Annotated in this window: 24 protein-coding genes; 12 read left to right on the top strand and 12 right to left on the bottom strand. The window is 69.9% G+C overall.

What is annotated here, in order from left to right; translation table 11 throughout:
- Position 1 precedes the first annotated feature (1 nt).
- Positions 2-364, top strand: a complete 363-nt coding sequence (locus B0293_RS17095) for a tautomerase family protein (protein WP_005164075.1) — start codon at positions 2-4, stop codon at positions 362-364.
- Here B0293_RS17095 and B0293_RS17100 read toward each other — a convergent pair whose 3' ends face one another.
- A complete protein-coding gene (locus B0293_RS17100) occupies positions 365-1,078 on the bottom strand; it encodes a CDP-alcohol phosphatidyltransferase family protein (protein ID WP_005164074.1) in 714 nt (237 codons plus the stop codon).
- 60 nt (positions 1,079-1,138) lie between these two features.
- On the opposite strand from B0293_RS17100, the gene B0293_RS17105 reads away from it, so the two are divergent.
- Genes B0293_RS17105 through ribA form a run of 6 tightly spaced genes read left to right on the top strand, consistent with a single transcriptional unit; the run spans position 1,139 to position 6,041 of the window.
- Entirely contained in the window at positions 1,139-2,119 is a 981-nt protein-coding gene (locus B0293_RS17105; RefSeq protein WP_005164073.1) for a zinc-dependent alcohol dehydrogenase, read from the top strand.
- A 20-nt stretch (positions 2,120-2,139) separates the two neighbouring features.
- The gene (locus tag B0293_RS17110; RefSeq protein WP_005164071.1) at positions 2,140-2,538 is read left to right on the top strand and encodes a 6-pyruvoyl trahydropterin synthase family protein; all 399 of its coding nucleotides are present in this window, start codon (positions 2,140-2,142) and stop codon (positions 2,536-2,538) included.
- A complete protein-coding gene (locus B0293_RS17115; protein ID WP_005164069.1) occupies positions 2,535-3,602 on the top strand; it encodes a glycosyltransferase family 4 protein in 1,068 nt (355 codons plus the stop codon). The genes B0293_RS17110 and B0293_RS17115 overlap by 4 nt, the downstream gene beginning before the upstream one ends.
- A complete protein-coding gene (locus B0293_RS17120) occupies positions 3,599-4,417 on the top strand; it encodes a methyltransferase domain-containing protein (protein WP_005164067.1) in 819 nt (272 codons plus the stop codon). The genes B0293_RS17115 and B0293_RS17120 overlap by 4 nt, the downstream gene beginning before the upstream one ends.
- A complete protein-coding gene (locus B0293_RS17125) occupies positions 4,414-5,400 on the top strand; it encodes a lysylphosphatidylglycerol synthase transmembrane domain-containing protein (RefSeq protein WP_005164066.1) in 987 nt (328 codons plus the stop codon). The genes B0293_RS17120 and B0293_RS17125 overlap by 4 nt, the downstream gene beginning before the upstream one ends.
- Positions 5,397-6,041: a GTP cyclohydrolase II gene (gene ribA, locus B0293_RS17130; protein ID WP_052014549.1), complete on the top strand. Its 645-nt coding sequence runs from the start codon at positions 5,397-5,399 to the stop codon at positions 6,039-6,041. The genes B0293_RS17125 and ribA overlap by 4 nt, the downstream gene beginning before the upstream one ends.
- Here ribA and B0293_RS17135 read toward each other — a convergent pair.
- On the bottom strand, positions 5,997-6,692 hold the full coding sequence (locus tag B0293_RS17135; RefSeq protein ID WP_005164061.1) for a creatininase family protein: 696 nt from the start codon (positions 6,690-6,692) through the stop codon (positions 5,997-5,999). The two genes, ribA and B0293_RS17135, sit on opposite strands and share 45 nt — an antisense overlap.
- Positions 6,693-6,709: 17 nt before the next feature.
- Between B0293_RS17135 and B0293_RS17140 the strand changes: the two genes are divergently transcribed.
- The 3 genes from B0293_RS17140 (at position 6,710) to B0293_RS17150 (ending at position 9,466) form a co-directional block, all read left to right on the top strand.
- Positions 6,710-7,498, top strand: a complete 789-nt coding sequence (locus B0293_RS17140) for an inositol monophosphatase family protein (protein ID WP_005164059.1) — start codon at positions 6,710-6,712, stop codon at positions 7,496-7,498.
- An 80-nt stretch (positions 7,499-7,578) separates the two neighbouring features.
- A complete protein-coding gene (locus tag B0293_RS17145; RefSeq protein WP_005164057.1) occupies positions 7,579-8,673 on the top strand; it encodes a glycosyltransferase family 4 protein in 1,095 nt (364 codons plus the stop codon).
- A 55-nt stretch (positions 8,674-8,728) separates the two neighbouring features.
- Positions 8,729-9,466 (top strand): GNAT family protein, encoded by a 738-nt coding sequence (locus tag B0293_RS17150; protein WP_005164051.1) that lies wholly within the window; start codon positions 8,729-8,731, stop codon positions 9,464-9,466.
- A 78-nt stretch (positions 9,467-9,544) separates the two neighbouring features.
- Here the strand turns inward: B0293_RS17150 and B0293_RS17155 are convergent, their stop codons facing one another.
- From B0293_RS17155 to B0293_RS17200, 10 genes are all read right to left on the bottom strand, one after another.
- Entirely contained in the window at positions 9,545-10,510 is a 966-nt protein-coding gene (locus tag B0293_RS17155; protein ID WP_039919236.1) for an LLM class flavin-dependent oxidoreductase, read from the bottom strand.
- Between the two features lie 16 nt (positions 10,511-10,526).
- Positions 10,527-12,449: an elongation factor G gene (locus B0293_RS17160; RefSeq protein WP_005164048.1), complete on the bottom strand. Its 1,923-nt coding sequence runs from the start codon at positions 12,447-12,449 to the stop codon at positions 10,527-10,529.
- A 213-nt stretch (positions 12,450-12,662) separates the two neighbouring features.
- On the bottom strand, positions 12,663-14,105 hold the full coding sequence (locus B0293_RS17165; protein WP_005164046.1) for a glycoside hydrolase family 3 protein: 1,443 nt from the start codon (positions 14,103-14,105) through the stop codon (positions 12,663-12,665).
- A gap of 3 nt (positions 14,106-14,108) precedes the next feature.
- The gene (locus B0293_RS17170; RefSeq protein WP_005164045.1) at positions 14,109-14,939 is read right to left on the bottom strand and encodes a carbohydrate ABC transporter permease; all 831 of its coding nucleotides are present in this window, start codon (positions 14,937-14,939) and stop codon (positions 14,109-14,111) included.
- Positions 14,936-15,922 (bottom strand): carbohydrate ABC transporter permease, encoded by a 987-nt coding sequence (locus B0293_RS17175; RefSeq protein ID WP_039919225.1) that lies wholly within the window; start codon positions 15,920-15,922, stop codon positions 14,936-14,938. The genes B0293_RS17170 and B0293_RS17175 overlap by 4 nt, the downstream gene beginning before the upstream one ends.
- Complete coding sequence (locus B0293_RS17180; RefSeq protein WP_005164043.1) at positions 15,919-17,211, bottom strand: extracellular solute-binding protein; 1,293 nt, start codon at positions 17,209-17,211, stop codon at positions 15,919-15,921. Before B0293_RS17180 ends, B0293_RS17175 begins: the two co-directional genes overlap by 4 nt.
- 298 nt (positions 17,212-17,509) lie before the next feature.
- A complete protein-coding gene (locus B0293_RS17185) occupies positions 17,510-17,920 on the bottom strand; it encodes a DoxX family protein (protein ID WP_005164042.1) in 411 nt (136 codons plus the stop codon).
- 109 nt (positions 17,921-18,029) lie between these two features.
- On the bottom strand, positions 18,030-19,250 hold the full coding sequence (locus tag B0293_RS17190; RefSeq protein WP_005164041.1) for a ricin-type beta-trefoil lectin domain protein: 1,221 nt from the start codon (positions 19,248-19,250) through the stop codon (positions 18,030-18,032).
- A 117-nt stretch (positions 19,251-19,367) separates the two neighbouring features.
- Complete coding sequence (locus tag B0293_RS17195) at positions 19,368-21,422, bottom strand: hypothetical protein (RefSeq protein ID WP_005164035.1); 2,055 nt, start codon at positions 21,420-21,422, stop codon at positions 19,368-19,370.
- Between the two features lie 78 nt (positions 21,423-21,500).
- Positions 21,501-22,298 carry a thioesterase family protein gene (locus B0293_RS17200; protein WP_005164031.1) on the bottom strand — a complete coding sequence of 266 codons (798 nt, stop codon included), beginning with the start codon at positions 22,296-22,298 and terminating at the stop codon, positions 21,501-21,503.
- A 58-nt stretch (positions 22,299-22,356) separates the two neighbouring features.
- Here B0293_RS17200 and B0293_RS17205 point away from each other — a divergent pair, with 58 nt between their 5' ends.
- Together B0293_RS17205 and B0293_RS17210 are read left to right on the top strand one after the other, a co-directional pair.
- Entirely contained in the window at positions 22,357-23,052 is a 696-nt protein-coding gene (locus B0293_RS17205; RefSeq protein WP_005164030.1) for a TetR/AcrR family transcriptional regulator, read from the top strand.
- 10 nt (positions 23,053-23,062) lie between these two features.
- Positions 23,063-24,268, top strand: a complete 1,206-nt coding sequence (locus tag B0293_RS17210; RefSeq protein WP_005164028.1) for a PP2C family protein-serine/threonine phosphatase — start codon at positions 23,063-23,065, stop codon at positions 24,266-24,268.
- The last annotated feature ends 1 nt before the right edge of the window (position 24,269 follow it).

Here is a 24,269-nt window from a genome sequence, read left to right on the forward strand (position 1 = left end):
CATGCCCTTCGTCCGTATCGACGCCATCGGGACCGGCAAGCTCGAAGCCCTCGGCAACGCGGTCCACGACGCGATGGTCGAAACGCTCGGCATCCCGGCCGACGACCGGTTCCAGGTCCTCAACGGGCAGGCCACCCTGAAATACGACGACTACCTGGGGATCCACCGCGACGATGGGATCGTGTTCGTCGCGATCACCATGCGGCCGGGACGCACTGACGAGCAGAAGAAATCGCTGTACCGGCGGATCGCGGAACTCGCCGAGGAGTACGCGGGGGCCGAGCCGCGGAACGTGCTCGTCACGATCACCGAGACCGATCTGGTCAACTGGTCGTTCGGGAACGGCGAAGCTCAGTACGCCTGATCACGCGACGTCGGCCGCGACGCGGCGAGCGGTGCCGAAGGCGTGCTGCTCCAGCAGCCACCACGTGTCGCGGCCGAAGGACCACGTCAGCAGCCCCAGCGCGCCCAGCGTGACCACGAAACCGGCCCAGAGCGGCAGTACCGTCGAGGCCACCGCGACCAGCACGATGCCCTGCACCGCCGCGACCGTCTTGCGCGCCATGCTCGGCGGCAGCGGAGTGTTCAGCCACGGCCACAGCCTGCTCGCGGCGACGAAGACGTAGCGCATCGCGCCGATCGTGAGCACCCACGGGCCCAGCGACTGCGCGACGACCACGCTCAGGATCAGGATCAGATACGCGTCGACCTCCATGTCGAAGCGCGCGCCGAGCGGCGACGCCGTCCCGGTGCGGCGCGCGACCTGGCCGTCGACGGCGTCCAGTGCGAGCGCGACCGAGGCGATGACGACCATCGTGACGATCTCCCGCCCCGCGGTGTCGACGACGAGCGCGGTCACACAGCCGACCAGCCCGGACCGGGCGAGCGTGACGGCGTCGGCCGGACCCAGGGAGCGCGCGGTGCTCCGGTTCAGGCCGTAGGTCAGGAATCCGCCCACGGCGATGCCGTAGGCCGCTCCGGCGAGCCAGCCCAGCGGGCCCAGTCCGGCGACGGCGTCCAGCGTCCCCAGCAACGCCAGCTGGACGAGGACCCCCAGGAAAATACCGGGGTTGATCACGAGGCCTCCTCGTTATGGTGACGGCGACCCCGTCTCCAGGGTCCGGCATGAGAGGACACGATGGAACGCGCTTTCTGGTTCAGTGGTTCCGGTGACGGCGAGCTCAGGCCCGTCACGCTCCCTCCGGTCGGCGACGGCGAGGTGCTGGTCCGTACCCTGTGCAGCGGCGTGAGCCGGGGCACCGAGACGCTCGTCTTCCGCGGCGAGGTCCCGGTGAACCAACGTGTGGCCATGCGCGCGCCGTTCCAGGAGGGCGACTTCCCGGGGCCCGTGAAGTACGGCTACCTCAACGTCGGCGTGGTCGAACAGGGCCCGGAGCACCTGGTCGGGCAGGTCGTCTTCTGCCTGTACCCGCATCAGACGCGCTACGTCGTCCCGGCGTCGGCCGTCACGCCGGTGCCGCTCGGGGTGCCGCCGGAGCGCGCGATCCTCGCCGGGACGATCGAGACCGCGGTCAACGCCGTCTGGGACGCGTCGCCGAAACTCGGCGACCGGATCGCCGTGGTCGGCGCCGGGATGGTGGGCAGCAGCGTCGCGAAGCTGCTGTCCGGTTTCCCGGCGACCAGGGTGCAGCTGATCGACGTCGACCCGGAACGCGCGAAGGTCGCCGAAGCGCTCGGCGTCGACTTCTCGACGCCGGAGGACGCGCTGGGCGACTGCGACCTCGTCGTGCACGCCAGCGCGAGCGAAGCGGGGCTCGCTCGTTCGCTGGAACTCCTCGCGCCGGAGGGTGAGGTCATCGAGCTGAGCTGGTACGGCGACCGCCGGATCAGCGTTCCGCTCGGTGAGAACTTCCACTCACGACGGCTGGCGATCCGCTGCAGCCAGGTCGGCACGGTCTCGCCCGCTCGCCGCATGAACCGAAGCTATCGCGACCGCTTGGTGCTCTCTTTGCAAATTTTGTCGGACCCCGTCTTTAGTGTGCTGGTCAGCGGGGAATGCAGGTTCCATGAACTACCGGACGTGCTGCCGCGTCTGGCCGCGAATGAACCAGGAACGCTCTGCCTCCGTGTCACCTATCAGATGGAGGACACGCGTTAGGGCACGATCCGGGAGGTCCGTTGTTCAGCATCACCGTCCGAGACCACGTCATGGTGGCCCACAGCTTCCGCGGCGAGGTCTTCGGACCCGCGCAGAACCTGCACGGCGCGACCTTCGTGGTGGACGCGACGTTCCGCCGGTCCGAACTGGACTCGGACAACATCGTCGTCGACATCGGCAAGGCCACCGAGGAGCTCAAGGCGGTACTCGCCGACCTGAACTACCGCAACCTCGACGACGTGCCCGAGTTCGCCGGGATCAACACCTCGACCGAGTTCCTCGCCAAGGTCATCGCCGACAGGCTCGCCGGCCGTGTCCACGCGGGAGCGCTCGGTGAGGGTGCGCGCGGGCTCGAAGGGATCACCGTCTCGCTGCACGAATCCCATGTGGCGTGGGCGAGTTACGAGCGTGCGCTGTGAACGGCCTCCACGTCGTCCTGCCCGGCGACATCGACGACCTCAGCGCGCCCAGTGGCGGAAACGTCTACGACAGACGGCTGTGCGACGGGCTCGCCGCGACGGGCGTCGACGTCCACGAGATCGCCGTGCGCGGGAACTGGCCGCGGCCCGACAACGAGGCGCGCAAAGTCCTGGCACGCAAACTCGCCGAGCTGCCCGCCGGTTCGGTGGTCCTGCTCGACGGACTCGTCGCCTGCGGGGTGCCCGAGGTGATCGTGCCCGCGGCGCGGCGGCTGTCGCTCGCGGTGCTGGTGCACCTGCCGCTGGCCGACGAAACCGGGCTTTCGCCTTCGCTCGCCGCCGAACTCGACAGGCTGGAGCGGGAGACGCTCGGCGCCGTCGAGGCCGTGGTCGCGACCAGCGACTGGGCGGCGCGACGGCTGGTCGAGCACCACGACCTCGCCCCGCACCGCGTGCACGTCGTCCCACCGGGCGTCGACAAGGCCGAAGTCGCTTCGGGGAGCCTGGACGGGACGCACCTGGTCTGTGTCGCCAACGTGACTCCGCGCAAAGGCCAGGGCCTGCTCGCGGACGCGTTGAAGTCGCTCGTGGACCTCCCGTGGAGCTGCGAATGCGTCGGTGCCATCCGCCGCGAAACCCGCTACGTCGAACGCCTGCGGCGGCACACCCTCGGCGACCGATTCACCCTCACCGGCCCTAGGTCCGGTGAGGCGCTCGAAGCGACGTACGCGGCCGCGGACCTCCTCGTGCTGCCTTCGCGCGCGGAGACCTACGGCATGGTCGTCACCGAGGCGCTCGCGCACGGCATCCCCGTGCTGGCGACCGCGGTCGACGCCTTGCCGGACACGCTCGGCCGGTCGCCCGACGGGAGTGTGCCCGGGCTGCTCGTTCCGGGCGAGGACGTCAGCGCGCTGGCGAAGGCCCTTCGCCGCTGGCTCACCGAACCTGACCTGCGAGACCGGCTTCGCGCCTCCGCCCGCCTTCGCCGCGAGACGTTGACCGGCTGGGACGAGACGGCCCGCGGTGTCGCCGCCGTGCTGTCGAGCGAAAGGACGGCGGCATGACCAAATACGCCCCGAGCTGGCTTCAGCTGCGCGAAGACGCCGACGCCGCCGCCCGTGCGACCGAGTTGGTCGAGCCGGTGCGAGCGTTCCTGCGCGGTCAGGACGAGGTCGTCGTCCGGGACCTCGGCTGCGGGACCGGTTCGCTCGGCCGCTGGCTGGCCAGGCGACTGCCCGGCAGGCAGCGCTGGATCCTGCACGACCGCGATCCCGAACTGCTCACCCACGCGCTGGCCCGCACCAGCCGTCCGGGGCACGCGTTGGACGGCAGCGAGGTCACCGTCGTCACCGAAGAACGTGACATCACCGAGCTGCGCGCGGAGGACCTCGCCGGGACCTCGCTCGTGGCGGCGTCGGCGCTGCTCGACCTGCTCACCGCCGAGGAGATGTCGCGGCTCGCCGAGGCCTGTGTCGAGGCGGGGTGCGCGGTCCTGTTCACGTTGAGTGTTTCCGGCCGGGTCGTGTTGTCGCCCAAGGAAAAGTTCGACATCGAGGTCTCCGACGCCTTCAACGCGCACCAGCGCCGGGTCACCAACGGCCGGTGGCTGCTCGGCCCGGACGCGGTGGACGTCGCGTTCGGCGTCTTCGAACGGCTCGGCGCCACCGCGCGGCGCGCCCCGAGCCCGTGGCGGCTCGGAGCGGATCAGGCCGCGCTCACCGCGGAATGGCTCACCGGCTGGGTCGGCGCCGCCTGCGAGCAGCGGCCGGAACTCGCGCACGACGGTGACGCCTACCTCCAGTGGCGGCTCGCGCAGTGTGCGGCGGGCGAGCTGAACGCGACGATCCAGCACGAAGATCTCCTGGTGGTGCCGTCGTGAAGCGACTCTGGCCCTGGCTGAGGATTCTCGGCGCGCTCGTCATCCTCGGGGTGCTCGTCCGGCAGCTCGGCACGCGCGCGTTCCTGGACGGACTCCGCGAGGTCGACGCCGGCGGTGTCGCCGCGGCACTCGCGATCGGTTTCGCCACCACGGTTTTCAGCGCCTGGCGCTGGTGCCTGGTCGCGCGCCGGCTCAGCCTGAAGTTGTCGCTGCCGCGCGCTGTCGGCGAGTACTACCGCGCGTTGTTCCTCAACGGTGTCCTGCCGGCGGGGGTGCTCGGCGACGTCGACCGCGCCGTGCAGCACGGCCGCGGCGCCGGTGACGTCCTGCGCGGCGTCCGCGCGGTGGTGCTGGAGCGGACGGCCGGGCAGATCGTGCTGATCGGCGCGTCGGTCGCCGTCGTGCTCGGCCTGCCGTCCGTGGTGCCGCCGCCGATCGACGGGGTCGTCATGGTCGCCGGGATCGTGGTCGTCGTGCTCGCTCTCGCGGCCGTCGTCACCGGGATGACGGCGGGGAAGCACTGGATCCACAGTGGATCGAAGTGGCGGCGCGGGTTCGCCGTCACCCTCGCCGACGTCCGGCTGGGCCTGCTGACCAGGGAGACCTGGCCCGGTGTGAGCCTGCTTTCGGTGGCGACGCTGGCCGGTCATCTCACCTTGTTCGTCGTCGCCGCGCGGGCGGCCGGGGTCACCGCGCCGATCGGCGACCTGCTGCCGCTGATGATCCTCGCCCTGCTCGCGATGGGACTGCCGCTGAACATCGGCGGCTGGGGACCGCGCGAAGGCGTCTGCGCGCTGCTGTTCGGCGCGGCCGGGCTCGGTTCGGCGCAGGGTGTCACCGTGGCCGTCGTCTACGGCGTGCTCGCGCTCGTCGCCAGCCTTCCCGGAGCGGGCGTACTGCTCCTCGGCTCCGTCAAGACCCGCACACCGGCCGCACCGCGCTTCGCGGCAAGGACACCCGTACAGACAGGAGACACGCGATGACCGTAGAGAGAGTGGTGGAGACCAGGCTGCCGACCCGGTACGGCGTTTTCCGCGCGTACGGATATCTGGACGCCGACGGAATCGAGCAGATGGCGCTGGCACACGGCGACATCGAGGGATTCGGCACGCTCGCACGGGTCCATTCGGAATGCCTGACCGGTGACGTGTTCAGCTCGATGCACTGCGAATGCGGAGACCAGCTGGCCGCCGCGCTCAGGGCGATCGTCGAGGAGGGCGCCGGAATCCTCGTGTACGCCCAAGGACACGAAGGGCGCGGCATCGGCCTGCTCGCGAAGCTGAAGGCGATGCGGCTGCAGGACGAAGGGCTCGACACCGTCGAGGCGAACATCGCGCTCGGGCTGCCGGTGGACGCGCGCGACTACCGTGCGGCGGCGGCGATCCTGACCGATCTCGGGGTGCGCTCGGTGCGGCTGCTGTCCAACAACCCGACGAAGGTCGACCAGCTGAAGCGGCACGGCGTGCGGATCAGCGAGCGGGTGCCGCTGCTGGTGACGCCGAACGACGAGAACCTGCGCTATCTACGGACGAAACAGGAACGGATGCACCACTTCCTGCCGCATCTGGACCTGATCGACTCAAGCGAGCGCGGCCAGGGTCTCCCCGAAGCTCTCCACCAGTGACGCCAGCACGAGCCGTCCTTTTTCGGCCGTCGCCAGCGAAGGCCGTCCCACCACGCCGGACTCCGAATACGGCCGCAGCCCGACCGTGAGCAGATGCCGCCGATCGTCGGCCAGGTGGTCCGCGTCCGCGTGACCGGGCCGGACCAGCGACGGATGGGCGTGCAGCAAAAGGGAAGTCTCCAGTTCCCCGGCGTGCATGTCGCTGTCCAGCGATGTCTCCAGCCCGGCCGCGTCGTGCGCCGCCTGCCAGCCCTCGACGCCGGGGAAGAGCGCCATCGGCGACGTCGACTCCTGGACCACGTTGGACAGGACGTAGTTGCCGCCGTGCGCGTTCACCAGCACCAGTTTCGGCACGCCGGACCGGCGCAGCGAGGCGGCGACGTCGTTCACCACGGCGTACAGCGTCGCTGCCGAGATGCTGACCGTCCCCGGCCAGTCCGCGTGTTCGTGCGAACAGCCGATCGTGATCGGCGGGAGCCGCAGCACGGGGTACGCCGAGGCGACGGCGTCGGCGATCGTCGTCGCGATCACCGCGTCGGTGGCGAGTGGGAGGTGGGCGCCGTGCTGTTCGAAACTGCCGACGGGCAGCACCGCGACGTCGGCGCCCCGGGCGCGCTCGTCGGCCGTCGTGGCCGTCGGGAACAGGTTCACCGGGCTACGGTACCCACATGACCGACCACGCCGCATTGTTGTCCGTCGCCCGCGAGGCCGTCGCCAAGGCCACCGGGATCATCCACTCGATGACGTCGTTTTCCGTTGCCGCCAAAGGTGATCGCGACATGGTGACCGACGTCGACCTGGCCGTCGAGGACGCCGTCCGCGAATTCCTGGCGCGCGAAACCCCGGAGATCGGCATTCTCGGCGAGGAACGCGGCCACGAGGGCAACGAAGACCTGTGGTGGGCGCTCGACCCGGTCGACGGCACGGCGAACTTCGCGCGCGGCATCCCGCTGTGCGGCGTTTCGCTCGGGCTCGTCGACGGGCTGAAGAGCACGGTCGCGGCGATCTCCCTGCCGTTCCTCGATGTCACCTACACCGCCGCCGAGGGCCAGGGCGCGTACGCGGGCGAAGAACGTCTCACCGCGTCGAAGGCGACGAAGCTGTCCGACGCGATCGTGAGCATCGGCGACTTCGCTGTCGGCGAGGAGGCGGAGGTCAAGAACCGCGTCCGGATGGCGTTGCTGGCCGAACTCGGCGGCCGCGTGCAGCGGGTCCGGTTCCTCGGCTCGGCGGCGATCGACCTGGCCTGGGTCGCGCACGGCAAACTCGACGCGAGCGTCATCCTCGCCAACAAACCGTGGGACACGATGGCGGGGGTTCTGCTGGTGCGCGAGGCCGGGGGAGTGGTCGTCGACACCGACGGCGGCGATCACACGGTGCGGTCGGCGGCCACCATCGCGGTCGGCGCCGGGCTGCGGGACGAGATCGTGGCGGCGATCGCCCGGGTCGGCGGGTGAAAAGTTTGTCACTCACGAGGTGAACCGGGCGGGCGCCGGATCCGTGTCCCCTAGTAAGGCGCCCGCATCAGGAGGTAACCGTGTTCACCTCGAATGTCCGCGTGACCGAACCGGTCGTCTTCGTCCTGCCGGGGGAAGCCGAGGACACCAGCGGTGAGTACGACCGCCGCATGTGCCAGAACCTCCCGGCCACCGGCCTCCCGCTGCTCGAACTGCCGATCGCCGGCGAATGGCCGATGCCGGGGGCCTTGTCGCGGTCGAGACTGGCCCGTTCGCTCGCCGCGCTGCCCGACGACACCGTCGTCCTCATCGACGGCCTGGTCGCCTGCGGGGTCCCGGAGATCGTGGTCCCGCACGCCCGGCGGCTGCGGCTGGCCGTCCTGGTCCACCGGCCGCTCGCCGACGACCCCGCGCTCGCCCCGGCGCAGGCCGCCGAACTCGACGCGTGCGAACGGGAGACGCTGCGGCTGGCGGGCATGATCGTCGCCACCGGCCCGTGGCTCGCGCGGCAGCTGATCGACCGGCACGACCTCGACCCCACTCGCGTCTACGTCGCGACACCCGGCACGGACGCGGCCCCGCTCGCCGCCGGCGCCGATGGAGTGTCCCGGCTGCTCTGCCTCGCCCCGATGACCGCGCGCCATGGGCAGGACGTGCTCATCCGGGCGCTCTCGACGGTCGACGAACTGGCGTTCAAATGCGTGTTCGCCGGGGCGACGCATCATGATCCCGCGTACGTCGACGAACTGCGCTGGACGGTCGAACGGCTCGGGCTCGGGTCCCGGATCAGCCTCATCCGGCCGCCGGACGACCTCGATCTGGTCTACGACGGCGCGGATCTGCTCGTCCTGCCCGCCCGCGGCGGCACGTCCGGACTGGTCGTCGCCGAGGCACTGGCGCGCGGGATCCCCGTGGTGGCCACCGACACCGCGGGCGCGCACGACGCGCTCGGCACGGCGCCCGGCGGCGGGGTGCCCGGAATGCTGGTGCCGCCGAACAACCCGTCGGCGCTCGCGACGGCGTTGCTGCGCTGGTCGCTCGACGCCGAGCTCCGTCATTCGCTGCGCACGGCGGCGCTCGCGCGGAGCAGCGTCCTCGAGGAATGGGACGTGGCCGCGGGCAGGCTCACCGACGTCCTCTCTCGGTTGCAGACCACGCCGCGTCAGCTGGCTTGATCATCGCCCGGAAGCAGCTATCGCCGGTGATCTCCGGCTCGGTTGACTGGGCGGCATGCGAATCGTCGATCTTGCGTCCCGTCCCGATCTCCTCGATCCCGCGCTGAATCTCGGTGACGTCGGCGGTGAGTTCATCTACGCCGGGTTCAGCGGGAAGATCATCACCCCGGAGCGGTTGCTGCGGCACTGGTCCCGGTATTTCCTGATCGCGCTGGACGACGACGGCGTGCCGATCGCGCGGGCGCTGTCGGTCCCGCTGACCTATCCCGCCGACGATCGCCACGAACTGCCGGCGCACGGCTGGGACGAGGCCATCCAGTGGGCGGCGCAGGATCTCATGGACGGCCGCGCGCCGGACACCCTGTGCGCGCTGGAAGTTGTTGTGGCGCCGAAGATGCGAGGGACCGGGCTGTCGACGCCGATGCTGAAGGCACTCAAGGCGCGGGCGGCCGAAACGGGGCTGAAGCGGCTGATCGTCTCGGTGCGCCCGATCGGCAAGGAGGACGAACCGGACGTCCCGATGGAGGAGTACGCCTTGCGGCGTCGCGAGGACGGGCTGTTCGCCGACCGCTGGCTGCGGACCCACGAACGGCTCGGCGCGCGGATGATCAAGATCTGCCCGTTCGCCGTGACCATCTCGGGCTCGATCGCGGACTGGAAGGAGTGGAGCGGGGTCAACCTCGTCGACGGCGACAACGTGATCCCCGGCGGGATCGCGCCGGTGCACGCGAACGTCGAGCGGGACTGCGGGGTCTACGTGGAGGCGAACGTGTGGATGGAGCACCCGTTCTGATCGGCTCGCGCGGCGGACCGCATTCAGAGGACTAATTGCGTTCGGTCGCAACGCGTTTAGTCCTCTGAATGCGGTTGGTCAGCCGCGTAGGGCGGCCGCGATCCGGCCCGCCGCCGCGAAGGACTCTTCCTCCGGCTCGCCGAGCAAGGGGAGCAGGACGACGGATTCGGTCCCGGCCGCGTACAGCGCGCGGATCCGCTCGACACAGCTGTCGAGCGGGCCGCTGACGCTCAGCCTGTCGATCCACTCCGGACGCAGGCGCCTGGCCAGCTCGGCCCGGTCGTCACCCGTGGCGGCGACCTCGGCCAGCAGTTCGGCGCCGAAGTCCAGCGGCTCCAGTGCCGGGCCGGAGTTCGGGCCGATCGCGGACGCGACGTCGGACCGCGCCCGCTCGCGGGCCCGTTCGGGATCGTCGTCGAGGGCCAGCCAGTTGTAGGCGGCGATCGTGTGGCTCTCGACGCCGATGAGCTCCCGCGTCGCGCGGACGTACTCCGGCGTCGCCGGTTCCGCCAGGAGCGTCCCGTCGGCCACCCGGCCCGCCGCCGCGAGGGACTTCGGGCCGCGGACACCGGCGATCAGCTTCGGCGGCACCGCGGGCGGGAACTCCAGTTCGACCTCGTCGAGCCGGACGTGCTTGCCCTCGAAGGAAACCCGCTCACCGGCCAGCAGCCGCCGCACGACCGTCAGCGTCTCCTCGAACGCGGCCAGCGCGGACTTCGGCCACGCGTCGATCTGCCGCATCCAGCTCGGCACCCCGTGCCCGAACCCGGCGATCAGCCGGCCCGGGTGCAGCTCCGCCAGCGCCGCGATCTCCATCGCGACAATGGCCGGGTTCCTCGCCACGGCGGGCATGATGCCGATGCCGAGGGTGATCTTCTCGGTCGCCGCCAGCACCGTCGCCGCCGTGGCGATGCCGCCCGCGTAGAAGCAGTCCTCGACGATCCAAACCTCGTCCAGGCCTTCCTGTTCCGCGCGACGGGCCAGACCGGCCAGCCGGGCGGCCGGTAGTTCGCGCGGGATCCTGACCCCGAGCCGTGAAACCATGACGTTCTCCACTCTTTCAGACGCGCCGCAGCACGCGCAGCAGGTATTCCTTGCGTTCCAACGGGTTGTTGTCGGTCCTCGACCGTGACGGCACCGCTCCCCGGACGGGCCGGTAGCCGTGGAAGGCGGTCTCCATCGCGCCCTCTCCCCGAGTAGCCGAAGGGAGAAGCTGGTGCACCTCATGGGTTTTCGCCGCCGGTATCTCGCCGTCGAGCTCCGCCGTCCCGCCTTTCGTGACCGTCGCGCGCGGGGTGGCGCGAGCCTGCGCCAGCAGTGCGTTGACCGGGCCGAGCGTGTCGGCCGGGGCCTGGAGGGTGAACCGGTGCATCGGTTCGTGCACGGTCGTCCCGGCCTCGCGCAACGCGGCCATCAGCACCAGCGGCGTCAGATTACGGAAGTCGCCCGCGGTGCTGGACATGCTCTTGTCGAAGGTGCCGTGGGCATGGCTTTGCCTGGCGTAGTACCCGGAATGCGTCATCGTCACCACGCAGTCGAGCACCTCCCAGCCGTGGACGCCCTCGCGCAGCGTCTCCTTCACCGTGTCCTCCACGGCTTTGACGAAGGAGTACGGCATGGAGCCGAGTTCGACCTCCAGCCGGAACACGACCCCGCTCCCCGGTGGACCGGGCTCGACGCGCAGTCCGACCGTCGCGAGGAAGGGATTGGGCGCCTTGCCGATGAGCTCGGCCGCCGATCCGGTACCGGAGACGTGTTCGACGCAGATCGTGGTCGTCTCGCTGAACGTGACGTCGATGCCGTACTCGTCCGCGAGCGTCGCCTGAATGACCTCCTTCTGTACTTCTCCGTACAGTGAAAGGGAAGTCTCCTGCCGGACCTCGTCGTGCCGCAGGCCGATCAGCGGGTCCTGTTCGGTGAGCCAGGTGAGCGCCTGATGCAGCGGACCGCGATCGGCCGGGTGCACCGGGGAGACGACGGTCTCCAGTGTCGGCGGCGAGAACAGGGCCCGTGTCGCGTGCTTTCGCGGGACCCCGAGCATGTCACCGATCCGGACGTCGAGCCCGGACAGCTTCGCGATCCGTCCGGCCTCGGCCGACCCCGACGGCACGGCCGAGCCGTTGTCGAAGACGCTGATCGCGGTGACCTTGCCTTCGCGATCACCGAGCGGGACCTTGTCGCGGACGGCGACACTGCCGGAGAACAGCCGCACGTAGGCGATCTTCTCGCCACCCGGCGCGCGTTCGACCTTGAACACCGTGCCGGACAGCGGTCCGTCGACGTCGTTCTCCTTGGCGGGCAACAGGTTCTCGATGCCGTCGCGGAGGGCGTCGACACCGGCGCCGGTGATCGCCGATCCGAAGTAGACCGGATGAACGAGCCCGTCGGCCACCTTCGCGGTGAGTTCGGCGCGGAGCCGTGACGGCGTGAACGCGTCCGGGTCGGTGAGGTATCCGGTCAGGATGTCCTCGTCGAGCGCCGCCAGCACGTCGATCACCCGGTCGGGTTCCATCGGGTCCATCGCGACGACCGACGGCGTGAGTTTCCCGGCTATCTCCCGGAATACTCGGTCCGGGTCGGCGCCGCGGCGGTCCAGTTTGTTCACGAACAGCAGGGCGGGGATGCCCAGCCGTCGCAGCGTCCGCATCAGGACACGGGTCTGCGCCTGGACGCCTTCGACCGCCGACAGCACCAGGACGGCGCCGTCGAGCACGCCGAGCGCGCGTTCGACCTCGGCGATGAAATCGGGGTGGCCGGGGGTGTCGATCAGGTTGACGGTGACGTCGCCGACGGCGAACGACACCACGGCCGCCTTGATGGTGATCCCGCGGGCGCGTTCCAGGGCCAGCGTGTCGGTCTGCGTGCTGCCGTCGTCGACGCTGCCCAGCTCGCCGATGATCCCGGCGGTGTGCAACAGCCGCTCGGTCAGGCTCGTCTTCCCGGCGTCAACATGCGCCAGAATCCCCAGGTTGAGGGTCTTCACGAGGTGTCTTGTCCTTGAGGTAGGCGGAAATTACCCATGGGAAGGACGTGGACACCGGCAAGACGATCATCTCCTAGGCAGGGAATCGATCTCCCCGACTACAGCACCCCCGCCTCGGTGCCGCAACCGAATTACCCCCGAACGCAATTCGTCCTCTGGCTGCGGTCGTTGCGTGTGCAAGTACCGCATCCAGAGGACGAAATGCGAGGGGGGTCAGGCCAGGTACTCGGCGGCGGCCCGGAGGCTGACGTAGGACCCGCTGAACGTGTCGATCCGCGGACCTTCGGTGGCGGGGCCGGGAGCGCCGGTCTCGACCCGGATGTAGTCCACGCCCGTCTCCCGCAGCCAGCTCAGGAACTCGCGGACCTCGGGGTGCCGGTGCGCCTCACGCGTCACGACGACGAGGTCACGCGCGCCGTGGACGGCTTCGATCGCGGTCGCGATCCCGTCCGCGCCGACCTTGACCGCGCGGGTGCCGGGCACGAGCCCGGTCAGATGCGAGCCGAGCCCCCACGGCATCGGACCGGCCGCGATGATCGGCTCGGTCTCGATGTCGATCACCAGCGGCGGGCCGTCCAGCTTCGGCGTGCCCTGGATCCGCAGCGCCTTGCGCGCCGCCTCCAGGCCGAGCCGGTGGTCCACCGGCGAGATCGGCGTCGACACCGGGGGAGCGCCCAGCGCGGCGACCCGTTCGGACGCCTCGACCAGCCGTTCCAGCGGCAGTTCACCGGATTCGACCGCGGCCGCGATGACCGTCGCGATCCGGTTCAGATCGTCGTCGTCGAACGACACCCCGCCCAGGCAGAGCGCGTCGGCGCCGGCGATCAGCGCCCGCACCGAAGCCCGGCCGACCCCGTCGGTCTTGCCGAGTTCGCCCGCGACGGCGCCCATGTCGAGCGCGTCGGTGATCACCGCGCCGGTGAAGCCGAGTTCACCGCGCAGGACGTCGGTGAGCGCCTTCGGGTTGAGCGTGGCGGGCAGGTCACCCCACGCGGGCACGACGAGGTGCCCGGTCATCACCGCGCGCACGCCCGCCGCGATCGCCGCCTTGAACGGGACGAGTTCGATCTCGTGCAGTTCCGCCTCGGTCCGCGGCAGCACCGGCAACGCGTGGTGCGAATCGTCGGTCGCCGCCCCGTGCCCGGGGAAGTGCTTGGCCGACGCGGCCACGCCGTACTTCTGCATCCCGGTGATGTACGCCGCGACATGCGGCGACGCCTTCACCGGATCCGAACCGAACGCCCGGACCCCGATGGAGGGATCCTCCGCCGCCAGGGTCAGATCCGCGCACGGGGCGAAGTTGATCGTCACCCCGCAGGCGGCCAGCCGTTCGCCGAGCGCCGCGGCGACCGACGCCGTCAGTTCGACGTCGTCCGCGGCGCCGAGTGCGAGTGGTCCCGGGATGAACGAGCCGGTGGCGACGTCGAGCCTGGTGACGTCACCGCCCTCTTCGTCGATGCCGATGAGCACGTCGGGCCGTTCCGCCCGCAGCCGCGTGCTGAGCGCGGCCACCTGCTCGTCGTCGACCACGTTGCGGCCGAACAGGATCACGCCACCGAGGCCGTCCGCCACCTTGCGGCGCAGCCAGTCCGGCGCGGTGGTGCCGTCGAAGCCCGAAACGAGAACGGATGCGGCGAGCTTTTCCGGTGAAGACAAGGATTACCCCTTCACTGCGCCTGCGGTCAGGTTGGACACGAGCTTGCGCTGAACGAGAATGAAGAACACCAGCGCGGGCACGGCGTAGATGACCGACGCCGCCATGATCCCGCCCCAGTCCACGGAGAACGCCGTGCGGAACGAGGAAAGCCACACCGGCAGCGTCTGCTTGTTCTGGTCGCGCATGAACACGAACGCGAACAGGAACTCGTTCCACGCGGTGATGAAGCTGAACACCGAGGTGGTCACCAGGCCCGGCGCGAGCAGCGGCAGCGTCACGCGGCGGAAGGCACCCGCCCGGCTGCAGCCGTCGATCATCGCGGCCTCTTCGAGGTCGTACGGGATGCCGTTGACGAAGCCGTAGAGCATCCAGCACGTGAAGGGCAGCGTCGCCGCGAAGTACACCAGCAGCAGCGAAGGCAGCTGGTTGAGCAGCCCGGCGTCGCGCATGAGCAGGTACATCGGGATCAGCAGCGCCTCGAACGGCGCGAGCTGGGCGACCAGCACCAGGAGCAGGAAGCCCTTGCGCCCGCGGAACCGCATACGGGACAGGGGAACCGCCGCCAGCACACCCGCGACGAGCGAGCACAGCACCGCGCCGATCGTGACGATCAGGCTGTTCATCAGGTACGTGGTGAACCCGGGCTTCGTCAGTGCCGACACGAAGTTGTCGAGGGTCGCCGCGGACGGGATCAGGTCGTAGTCCGGGGACAGGACCTGGCCCGGCGTCTTCAGCGAGGAGGTGATCATCCAGTACGTCGGGAAGACGAACAGGAGGGCCACGACCACGCCGAGCGCGCCGAGGCCGATCCGCTGGGTCAGGGTTTTCCTCATGACAGGTCGGCCTCCTTCGTGCGCACCAGCAGCTGGACGTACCGGGCGGTGAGCAGGATCAGCACGAGCATCATCAGCAGGGCGGCGGTGGCCGCCAGGCCGAAGTGGTTGCCCGCGAGGCCCTTGAGGTACATGTAGACCGGCAGCGTCGTGCTGGCGCCGTCCGGCCCGCCTTGACGGATCGCCCACACCTGGGCGAACAGCTTGAAGTCCCACAGGACCGACAGGAACGTGACCATGGTCAGGATCGGCCGGATCGCCGGCCAGCTGACCGCCCAGAACGCCTGCCAGCCGTTGGCGCCGTCGATGCCCGCGGCCTCGTACTGCTCCTTCGGGACGCCGAGCAGCCCGGCGTACAGCGTGAACGCCACGAACGGCACGGCCTGCCAGACCACCAGCAGCCCGATCACGGTCAGCGTGCTCGCGCCGGTGGAGAACCAGGAATGCCCGATGAAGCTCTCGAAACCGAGTTTCGCGAGCGTCTTGTTCAGGATCCCGTACTGCTGGTCGAAGATCCACTGGAAGACCGTGGTGGTCGCGACCACCGGGGTCGCCCACGCGAGGATCAGCGCGACCTGCAGGATCACCCGGACCACCGGGTTGAGATGCCGCATCAGCAGCGCCATGAACAGCGCGAGCAGCAGCGTGATGATGACGACCGACGCGGTGAACACCAGCGTGCGGACCGTGATCTCCCAGAATTCCGAATCGGAAAGGATCTCGGAGAAGTTTTCGAACCCGACCCAGACCATCTCCCCGGAGACCAGCTCACGCAGGTCGAGCTTCCGGAAACTGATCCCGATCAGCTGCATCGTCGGCCAGCCCAGCAGGACCAGGATCGCGACCAGCGCGGGAAGGATCAGCAGGTACGGCGCCGTCCGTTCGCCGAGACGGAGACGCCGGTTGGACTTCGGGGGTTTGATGCGCGGCGATGCCGGCGGGGTGGCCCCCGCCGGCATCGTCACATCTTTCGTCGTGGTCATCCGCCGATGAGCTTGTCGAGCGCTGCGTTGGCGTCGGCGGTCGCCTGGTCGAGCGTCTTCGTTCCGGTCAGGTAGGCGGTCAGCATGTCCTTGATCGGGTTCTGACCGGACTCGACGTCACCCCACTTGGGGCTGGTCGGGACGGCACGGCCGTTCTTGGAGGCCTCGGCCATGACCTTGCCGAACTCGCTGGCGGCGAGCGCGGACACGTCGGTCGAGGTGCCGGGGACGTAACCGCCCTTGGCCAGCTCGGTCTGGTACTTCGCGGTGGAGAGCAGCTTGACGTAGTCCTTGGCCGCGGCCGCGTTCTTGCTGTTGGCCGGGATGACCAGGTTCGAGCCACCGAGGAAGACCGGGGCGGCCTGGCCGGCGTTCTTGCTCGGGATCGGGAACGCGCCGGACTTCTCCTTGATCGACGGGTCGGCCTTCGCGGCGGTGTCGACGCCACCCGAGACGGCGATCATCATCGCGACCTTGCCCGCGCCGTAGATGCCCTCCTGCTGCGGCGTCGCCTCGTCGGCGTCCTTCGGCGCCTTGGTGCCGGAAGCCTCGACGACCTGCTTGTAGAACTCCAGGCCGGACTTCACCTGCGGGGTGTTCAGCGTGGCCTTGAAGGACTTGCCGTTGGCCTGGGCGATGTCGCCGCCCTCGTCCCAGAGGAACGAAAGCAGGGTGTACCAGTTCTGGCCGGGCATGTAGAGGGCCTGGAACTCGGGGTCGCTGCCGAACTTGGCCTTGAGCTTGGTCATCGCGTCGAGCCACTCCGTGCGGGACTTCGGCGTCGCGGTGATGCCGGCCTGCTCGAACATGTCCTTGCGGTAGATGACCTCACGGTTGGCCGCGTAGAACGGTACGCCGTAAGTCTTGCCGTCGAACTCACCGGAAGCCTTGAGGCCCTGCAGCCACTGCGCGCCGTTGAAGTCGTTCACGCTGGAGGTGAGGTCGGCGAGCACGCCCTGGTTCGCGAACGCGGGGGTCTGGGTGTTGCCCAGCTCGATCACGTCCGGCGGGTTGTCACTGGCCAGCGCGGTGGTCAGCTTCTGCTGGATGCCGTTCCACTGCTGGATCTCGTACTTGACCTTGACGCCGGGGTGTGCGTCTTCGAATTCCTTGTGGAGCGAGTTCGTCAGCGATTCCGGGGCGGACCCCGTCATGAGCCAGACCGTGACCGTGCCGTTCGAGGCCGCAGCGCTCGAATTCGTGCTGTCGCCACTACCGGAACCGGCGCAGCCCGCCGTCGCGAGGGTGATGGCGGCGGCGCCCGTAGCCATCTTGAGCCAGCGCTTCACTCGTGCCGTCCTTTCGATGCCCGGCCACTGTGCCGGGCTCCCACAAAATGGTGTAGACCAATGTGGGCAGCGTGGTACGTACCACTTCGACTGTCAAGCGGGTGGCCGGTTCGTTGTAAACGCGCCGCAATCTTTCACCTTGTGTGAGCGCATCATCACGCTGATGATCGGATTTCGCGCGTGCCGACAAGCGCTCGCGAGGCACGCTGACATGCGGTTTTTCGTTGACCGTCCCGGTGATCGGTGCATTCGGCGGGAGGGTGTTGCGCCGTTCGGCGGAAGGCGGTCTCGCGTTCGCCTAGCGGTAGTCCTCGTCGTCCTCGGGAGGCTCGATGCCGAGGAGCGCGCGGGTCTGATCCTGGAGGAACCACGCCAGCGTCGCGGTGATGATCAACAGGACCAGCGGGAGGACCGGGCCGCCCTTGGCGAGGATGAACAGCTCGGTGACGCTCGCGCCCACCATGATGCCCGCGAGCAGCAGCGCCGACGGCCCGCCGAAGCGGGGGACGAGCAGCCCGATCGCGCCGGCGGCCTCCAGGACGCCGGTGACGTACCGCAGCCACTGCCCGAGGCCGATCTCGGCGAAGGTCTGTTCGGTGTGGCCGCCCGCGAACAGCAGGTACGCGCTGTAGAGGAACTCGGCGGCGAGCGCGACGCGCACGATCCACAGCACGATCGAGCCGATGGGCGGGCTGGGGCGTCCGGGCATGCCGGAAATCTTTCTCCGGGCTGCGGTGGGTGGCAAGGGGGTGCGAAAGTCCGTGAAGGACTCCTTGAGGGACTCAGAGTCCCTCAAGGAGTCCTTCACGGACAGGTGGCTAGGCCGGGATCTGCCAGGACTGGCCCGCCGAACCGGTGCAGGTCGAGATCACCAGCCGCGTGCCCTCGCCGGTGCCACCGCCTTCGACGTCGAGGCATTTACCGGACTGCGGGTTGACCAGCGTCGAGCCGGATCGCTGCCAGGTCTGCGCCCCGGTCTTGTTGCAGTCCCACAGCTGCGTCTTCGTCCCGTCCGCCGTCCCGCTGTTGTCGACGTCCAGGCATTTCCCGAGCGAGCGCAGGGTCCCGTTCTGCACCGCCCACGTCTGCGCGCCGGTGCCGTTGCAGTTCCAGAGCCGCACCGCCGTGCCGTTCGCGATCTGCGAATGGTCGACGTCGACGCATTTGCCGGTCACCCCGGTGATCCGTCCCGCCGGATACGGCGAGCCGCCACGGATCAGGTAATCGCTGTTGGCCACGTTCCAGTGCGTGGCGAGGTAGCCGCCGGGGGCGGGGTTGGTGTGGAAGTAGTCGTCGCCGAGGCAGTCGATCTGGTTCTCCGGCGCGCCGGGGCAGACCTTCTTCAGTCCGCCGGGCGGGAGGCCGCCGTCGTCGTAACACATGATGTCTTCGTCGTCCCGGCAATGGCCGTAGGGCGTCGCGTTCGGCGCGCTGCCCTGGACGGCGCCGAGGTTGTGCAGGAGTTCGTGCCCGCTGGCCTGCCAGCTCCAGCATCCCGTGCCGACGGTCGCGTAGTGCGGGCCGCCGTTGTACGGATTGCTCGCGCCCGGACTGTCGTTGCCGCCGTTGCCGAACGCGAGCCCGCAGCCGCCCGCGTCGTACCAGACGAGGTACTTCCGGTCGGCGCGGTCGTAGCCCTGCGCCTTGATGGCGTTGGTGATCGTGTCCACGTCGGCCATCGCGGACTGGGCGATGACGACGTTCGCGATCGTCGCCTTGCAGCTCGCGTCGTGCACGTACCGGACGTGCCGAACGCCGCCGCCGAGCCGGGACGCGGCCTCGACGAAGATGTCGTCGATCTGGCTCGTGAAGGTCTGGAACTGGCCGACGAGCTGTCCGTACCGGTCCGCTTGCGTGTTCCCGCGGACGTAAAGCGCCTGGACGCGTTTTCCGCTGACGCCGTCACCGTCGCAGACCGCCGAGGCCGGAGCCGCGGTCGCGACGGGAGCCTGAGTCGCCGCCGCGACGGGAGCGGGCAAGGAGATGACGCCGAGCGCCAACGCGGCGCCTGCCACGAGTCCGAGGAATCTTCTGGTCATGCCGAACCGCCTTTTCCTCACGGGGGATGAGGCATCCGGATGCAGCAAAGAGGTCTAGACCGGCTGGAATCATAAGCAGCGGAACGTGGGCATGTCACTGACAGAACAGGACACACGTCACTTTTGTTCACCGAGGAGTATCTGTTCGAGCAGGAGGTCGACGTCGCGGGCGGACTCGGCTTCGCCTATCCGGTGGAACGTTTCGGCGGCGCGGAGCGCGCGGCGCGCGGCTTCCCGGACCCGGCCCGCGGCGCTGAGCACGTGCGCCGCGACGTGGTCCAGCTGCGCGGCGAGATGCTCCCGGGCCGGCGCGGTTTCGGTTTCGACGGCGTGCACCGCGGATTCCGCGGCGTCGAGCGCGGTCAGCGCCGCGTCGAGGTCGCCGGACCGCAGCCGGGAAAGCGTCGCGGCATTGCGGCAGGTGGCGGCCACGTAGCCGCCGCCGATCGCCACCGCCGCGTCGGCGGCCCGCGCGTAGAAGTCGGCGGCGTTCGCGCCGTAGCCGAGCAGGTCCAGTTGTTCGGCGGCGGCCATGCTCACCGAGATGTAGGAGTGCCCGGTGTCGCCCGACTCCTCCAGTATCTCGGCGAGGACGGCGTATTCGTTGAAGGCGCGCGAGGATTCGCCGAGCGCGCGGTAGGTGTCGGCGTACATCCAGCGGCAGCGGTGGCCCCAGTCCGGCAATCCGGCGAGCAGGTCGATGGCGCGGGGCGCGACGTCGAGCACCTCGTCGTAGCGGCCGGCCCCGTGCAGCGCGGTGACGAGGACGTACCAGTGTTCCGCGTTGTCCTTGCCTTTCGACGCGGCGACACCGAGGGACGCGTAGGCGTCGTCGACGGCTTCGGCGAACCGCCCGGTGCCGATCAAGGACAGCGCCCGGAGCTGACGGAGATGTCCGCGCAACCGTTCCGGACCGCCCACCGGCAGCGTCGCCAGCAGGTGTTCCACGAAGACGTCCAGTTCATCGAGCGACCCCGTGCGCTCGTAGGCGATCCGGACCTGTTCGACGGCTTCGACGGCCTTCTCGCCGACGTTCCCGACGATGAAGGCGTCCGTCGCGGCCTGCGCGAGTTCCAGCGTGGTCGACGGATCCTCGCCGTCGCCGTTCCGCAGTGACGCCTCCAGGCACAGAAGAGTGCCGTGCAGCAAGGGATCGCCCGCTTCTCGCGCCCGTTCCGCGCCGCGCCGCAGGGCCTCGTACGCCTCGGGAGTGCGGCCTTGTCCGGAAAGCACGTGCGCGAGCCAGTATTCGCCCCAGCAGGCGGCGCGATCGTCGGTCCCGGCGCGCAACCGCGCGGCGGCCACCGTCGTCAGCGCCACCCCGGTCTCGGCCTGATCGTCGAAAACGAGCCACAGACCGAGCCAGCATTGGTTGAGAAGAAACCGGGTTTCGTCGCCCTGGCGCCGGAATCCGGCCGCCGCGCGGCGCAGCCGTTCCTCGGTGTCACCGCCCTGGAAGAAGATCGCGCGCAATTCGGCCAGCCGCGGGGCGATGCCCTCCGGGACGGTTTCGATCGCGGCGAGGCAGGCGCGCGCCTCCTCCGGTTCGCACCGGTGATTGTGGATTTCGGCGCGGGTGACGAGCTCCTCCGCCGAAAGGCCCGGCGGCGGCAGGATCGGGACCCGCGGCAGCGCGGAAGGCAGGAGCGAGACGAATTCCGCGACCGGTTTCGCGGCCATCTTCCGCTCGGCGTGCGAGGTGAAATAGCCGGTGGGAACGCCCTCGTCGAGTTCCTCGGCTTCGACGAACGCCGCCGCCCGCATCCGCCGGTGCAACAGGCTCAGAGTGAGACCGTCGTACGGACCGTTGAGAACGAACTGGATCTCGCCGTATCCGGTTTCTGACAACCGCCGGGTGAGCAAGGCCGCCGACGCGAAGAACTCCAGCCTGTCGACGGCGTCCGCGTGGTCGCCGACACCGTCCAAAAGTGACAGAAGATCGAGACCGGTGTGCTCATTGCCGGTGAGCGCGCAGAATTCCAGCCGCAAGGCGTGGTCGCCGTACCGGCGCGGGTCCCCGGTGGAGGCCCTGGCCACCCATCGATAAGTCGACGCGGCCTCGGCGTACTTGCCCGCGGCCGCCAGTGGCACCAGGGTCCGGCAGAGCCGGGTGATCTCGGCCCCGTCCCCGTCGGAGCCTTCCGCGCCCGTGCGGCGTGGTTCCACTTCCATGGTCCTGCCCCCAGAACAATGACGTCGACGCCGGATCTTAACTCCCGGAGTCCCGTCATGGCCCCGCTTTCGGGCGGATCAGGGCACGCGGACCGCCGCTATCTGGGTGGCTTGCCCGATCAATCTGTTCTTTTCGTCCCAAAGCTCCGCGACCTCGTCCATCCGGTCGCCGCCGATCTCGCCCGCGCGCATCCGCACCCGCACCGGGCCCGGCGCCGGGATCCCGCGCAGATACGCGGTGAACTGGATGGTCGGCGCCCAGCCGGCGATGCCGAGGTCGTAGGAGATCGGCGGCACCGGGTCGAGCGCCACGAGCAGGCTCACCGGGTCCCAGTCGGTGCCGTCGGCGAGCCGCAGCCAGGACGAGATGACGCCTTTCCGGGACGGCTGTCCCACCGCGAAGCCCGCCGCGGCCGGGTCGATGCGCTGCTCGACGACGTCCATCAGGCCGATCCGGAAGCCGCCACCGCCGTCGGCGGGCACGGGCAGGCAGTCCTGCTCCGGCGGGATCCCGACCGGGTCCACACCGGACCACCACGCGTCGCCATCGGACAGGACGCCCTGGGTGATCAGGGCTTCGGTGCAGGGCGCGCCGTTCTGGCTCAGCCGGGCGCGCAGCTGCGTGAGGCCGCGGCCCTCGCGCAGCACCTCGACCTCGACGACCGCGGGACCGGGCTCCGGCGCCACCGAGAACGAACCGCTGATCGCGGTCAGGTGCGGATGCGAGGAGACCTCGGCGGCGGCCCTGGCGAGCACGGCGAGCAGATAGCCGCCGTGCAGTTTCGCCCCGATCGTCCACTGTGGATCGAGCTCGGTGTCGAACACCGGGTCGTCGCCCCGGCGGACCAGGGCGGTCGCGGTCTGGAAGTGCGCCATGACTCAAGCTGACATCGTCAAGTTGACGGTGTCAAGTCAATGCTGGCAGCATCACGGCATGGGCGCGAAGCGGACGAAAGCGCGGCCGGGCGAGGGGGAGAAGCTGCGGGGCGAGATCCTGAGCGCCGCCGACGCCCTGCTCGGCGAGGAGGGGACCGACGCCGCGCTGACGCTGCGCGCCGTCGCGCGGCGGACGGGTGTTTCCACGCCGTCGGTCTACGCGCACTTCCCGAGCCGTGACGCCGTGCTGGAGGCGGTCTGCCTGCGGGTGTGGGACGAGCTCGAGCGCCGGATGCGCGAGCACGCCGCCGAGGTCGCCGATCCCATGCGCGCGCTCAGCCGCTGCGCCCGGGTGTACGCGCGGTTCGCCCTGGACCATCCGGTGCAGTACCGGGTCCTGCTGATGCGTCCGTCCGGCGGCTCGTCGCCCGGCGCGGTCGCCTGCTTCCGGCATCTGGCCGACGCGACCGCCGCGTGCGTGCGCGCGGGCATCCTGCGCGGCGAACCGGAAGTCCTCGCGGTGGGCCTCTGGTCGGCGATGCACGGCTGCGTGAGCCTGCTGATCGCCCAGCCGGGGTTCGACTGGCCCGAGGAGCCGGAGGCGCTGATCGACACCGTCATCCGGATGGCCGGGCTCGGCACGGCGCTCGCCTGCCGGGTCCCGCGGGAGGCGAATCCGCCGAGCGCCGAACTCGCGGCGGACCTCGACGAAGTGGCGGCGGGCTGGGCACCGTTCAAGGACCGGACTGACTAGGCTTTCGCGCATGTCCGGGACATCGACGGCCGACGAACGGCTCCAGGTGCTCGAAGCCATCACCGACACCACGCTGGGGCACCTCGGCCAGGACCTGGTGATGGCGAAGATCCTCGCCAGGGTGCGCGAGGTGCTCGGGGTCGACACGGCCACCGTGCTGCGGCACGACCCGGACGCGCGGCAGTTGCAGGCCATCGCCGCCTCCGGGATCGAGGAGGAGGTCTACCAGGACGTCCGGATCGCCGTCGGCGCGGGCTTCGCCGGCCGGGTGGCCGCGGACCGGCGTCCGGTGATCCTCGACCACGTCGACGAGACCACCGTGGTCAACGCGCTGCTGCGGGAACGCGGGCTCCGCACCCTGCTGGGCGTGCCGATGGTGGCGGGCGACGAGCTGATCGGCGTGCTGCACGTCGGATCCGTGACCTCGCGCGAATTCCCCGAGGCCGACGTCGAACTGCTGCGGCTGGTCGCCGCGCGGCTCGCGCTGGCGCTGCAGATCGACAACTCCGCCACCGACCGCGCGGCCGCGTCGGCGTTGCAGCGGAGCCTGCTGCCGGGACGGTTGCCCGCCGTCGCCGGGATGGAGTTCTCCGCGCGTTACGTGCCGGGCACCGAACCGGGCGTCGGCGGTGACTGGTACGACCTGTTCCCCCTGCCGGGTGACCGGCTCGGCATCGTGATGGGCGACGTCGCCGGGCACGGCCTCAACGCCGCCGTGATCATGGGACGGCTGCGCAGCGCCCTTCGCGCCTACGCGCTCGAATCGGACGACCCGGCGGAAGTACTGTCCAAACTGGACCGGAAGGTTCAGCATTTCGAGCCGGGGACGCTGGCCACCGTCGTGTACGGCTTGGTGACGCCTTCGCGGGACACGGTGGCGATCTCACTGGCCGGACACCTGCCGCCGGTGCTCGCGGCGCCAGGGCTGCCCTCGGCGTTCGTCGACGTCCCGGTGGATCCGCCCATCGGGGTCACCGGGCCGCGGCGGCGAAGAACGGTCGTCGAACTGCCGCCCGGCGGCGTGCTCGCCTTCTACACCGACGGTCTCGTGGAGCGCCGGGACCACCTGATCGACGTCGGTTTGCGGCGCCTCACCGAGGTGGTCACCCCTGATCAGCCCGGCGTCGTGTGCGCGCGGGTGATGGCCGCGCTCGTCGGCGCGACCCCGGCGCAGGACGACATCGCCCTCCTCGTGGTGCGGCGGGAACCGGCCTGAG

This window comes from Amycolatopsis azurea DSM 43854 (assembly GCF_001995215.1).
Taxonomy (GTDB): domain Bacteria; phylum Actinomycetota; class Actinomycetes; order Mycobacteriales; family Pseudonocardiaceae; genus Amycolatopsis; species Amycolatopsis azurea.

Bases quoted from the DNA above. Each gene is read 5' to 3' on its own strand.
- B0293_RS17095 (WP_005164075.1), top strand. From the start codon at position 2: ATGCCCTTCGTCCGTATCGACGCCATCGGGACCGGCAAGCTCGAAGCC.
- B0293_RS17105 (WP_005164073.1), top strand. From the start codon at position 1,139: ATGGAACGCGCTTTCTGGTTCAGTGGTTCCGGTGACGGCGAGCTCAGG.
- B0293_RS17120 (WP_005164067.1), top strand. From the start codon at position 3,599: ATGACCAAATACGCCCCGAGCTGGCTTCAGCTGCGCGAAGACGCCGAC.
- ribA (WP_052014549.1), top strand. From the start codon at position 5,397: ATGACCGTAGAGAGAGTGGTGGAGACCAGGCTGCCGACCCGGTACGGC.
- B0293_RS17140 (WP_005164059.1), top strand. From the start codon at position 6,710: ATGACCGACCACGCCGCATTGTTGTCCGTCGCCCGCGAGGCCGTCGCC.
- B0293_RS17150 (WP_005164051.1), top strand. From the start codon at position 8,729: ATGCGAATCGTCGATCTTGCGTCCCGTCCCGATCTCCTCGATCCCGCG.
- B0293_RS17155 (WP_039919236.1), bottom strand. From the start codon at position 10,510: ATGGTTTCACGGCTCGGGGTCAGGATCCCGCGCGAACTACCGGCCGCC.
- B0293_RS17170 (WP_005164045.1), bottom strand. From the start codon at position 14,939: ATGAGGAAAACCCTGACCCAGCGGATCGGCCTCGGCGCGCTCGGCGTG.
- B0293_RS17175 (WP_039919225.1), bottom strand. From the start codon at position 15,922: ATGACCACGACGAAAGATGTGACGATGCCGGCGGGGGCCACCCCGCCG.
- B0293_RS17185 (WP_005164042.1), bottom strand. From the start codon at position 17,920: ATGCCCGGACGCCCCAGCCCGCCCATCGGCTCGATCGTGCTGTGGATC.
- B0293_RS17190 (WP_005164041.1), bottom strand. From the start codon at position 19,250: ATGACCAGAAGATTCCTCGGACTCGTGGCAGGCGCCGCGTTGGCGCTC.
- B0293_RS17195 (WP_005164035.1), bottom strand. From the start codon at position 21,422: ATGGAAGTGGAACCACGCCGCACGGGCGCGGAAGGCTCCGACGGGGAC.
- B0293_RS17200 (WP_005164031.1), bottom strand. From the start codon at position 22,298: ATGGCGCACTTCCAGACCGCGACCGCCCTGGTCCGCCGGGGCGACGAC.
- B0293_RS17205 (WP_005164030.1), top strand. From the start codon at position 22,357: ATGGGCGCGAAGCGGACGAAAGCGCGGCCGGGCGAGGGGGAGAAGCTG.
- B0293_RS17210 (WP_005164028.1), top strand. From the start codon at position 23,063: ATGTCCGGGACATCGACGGCCGACGAACGGCTCCAGGTGCTCGAAGCC.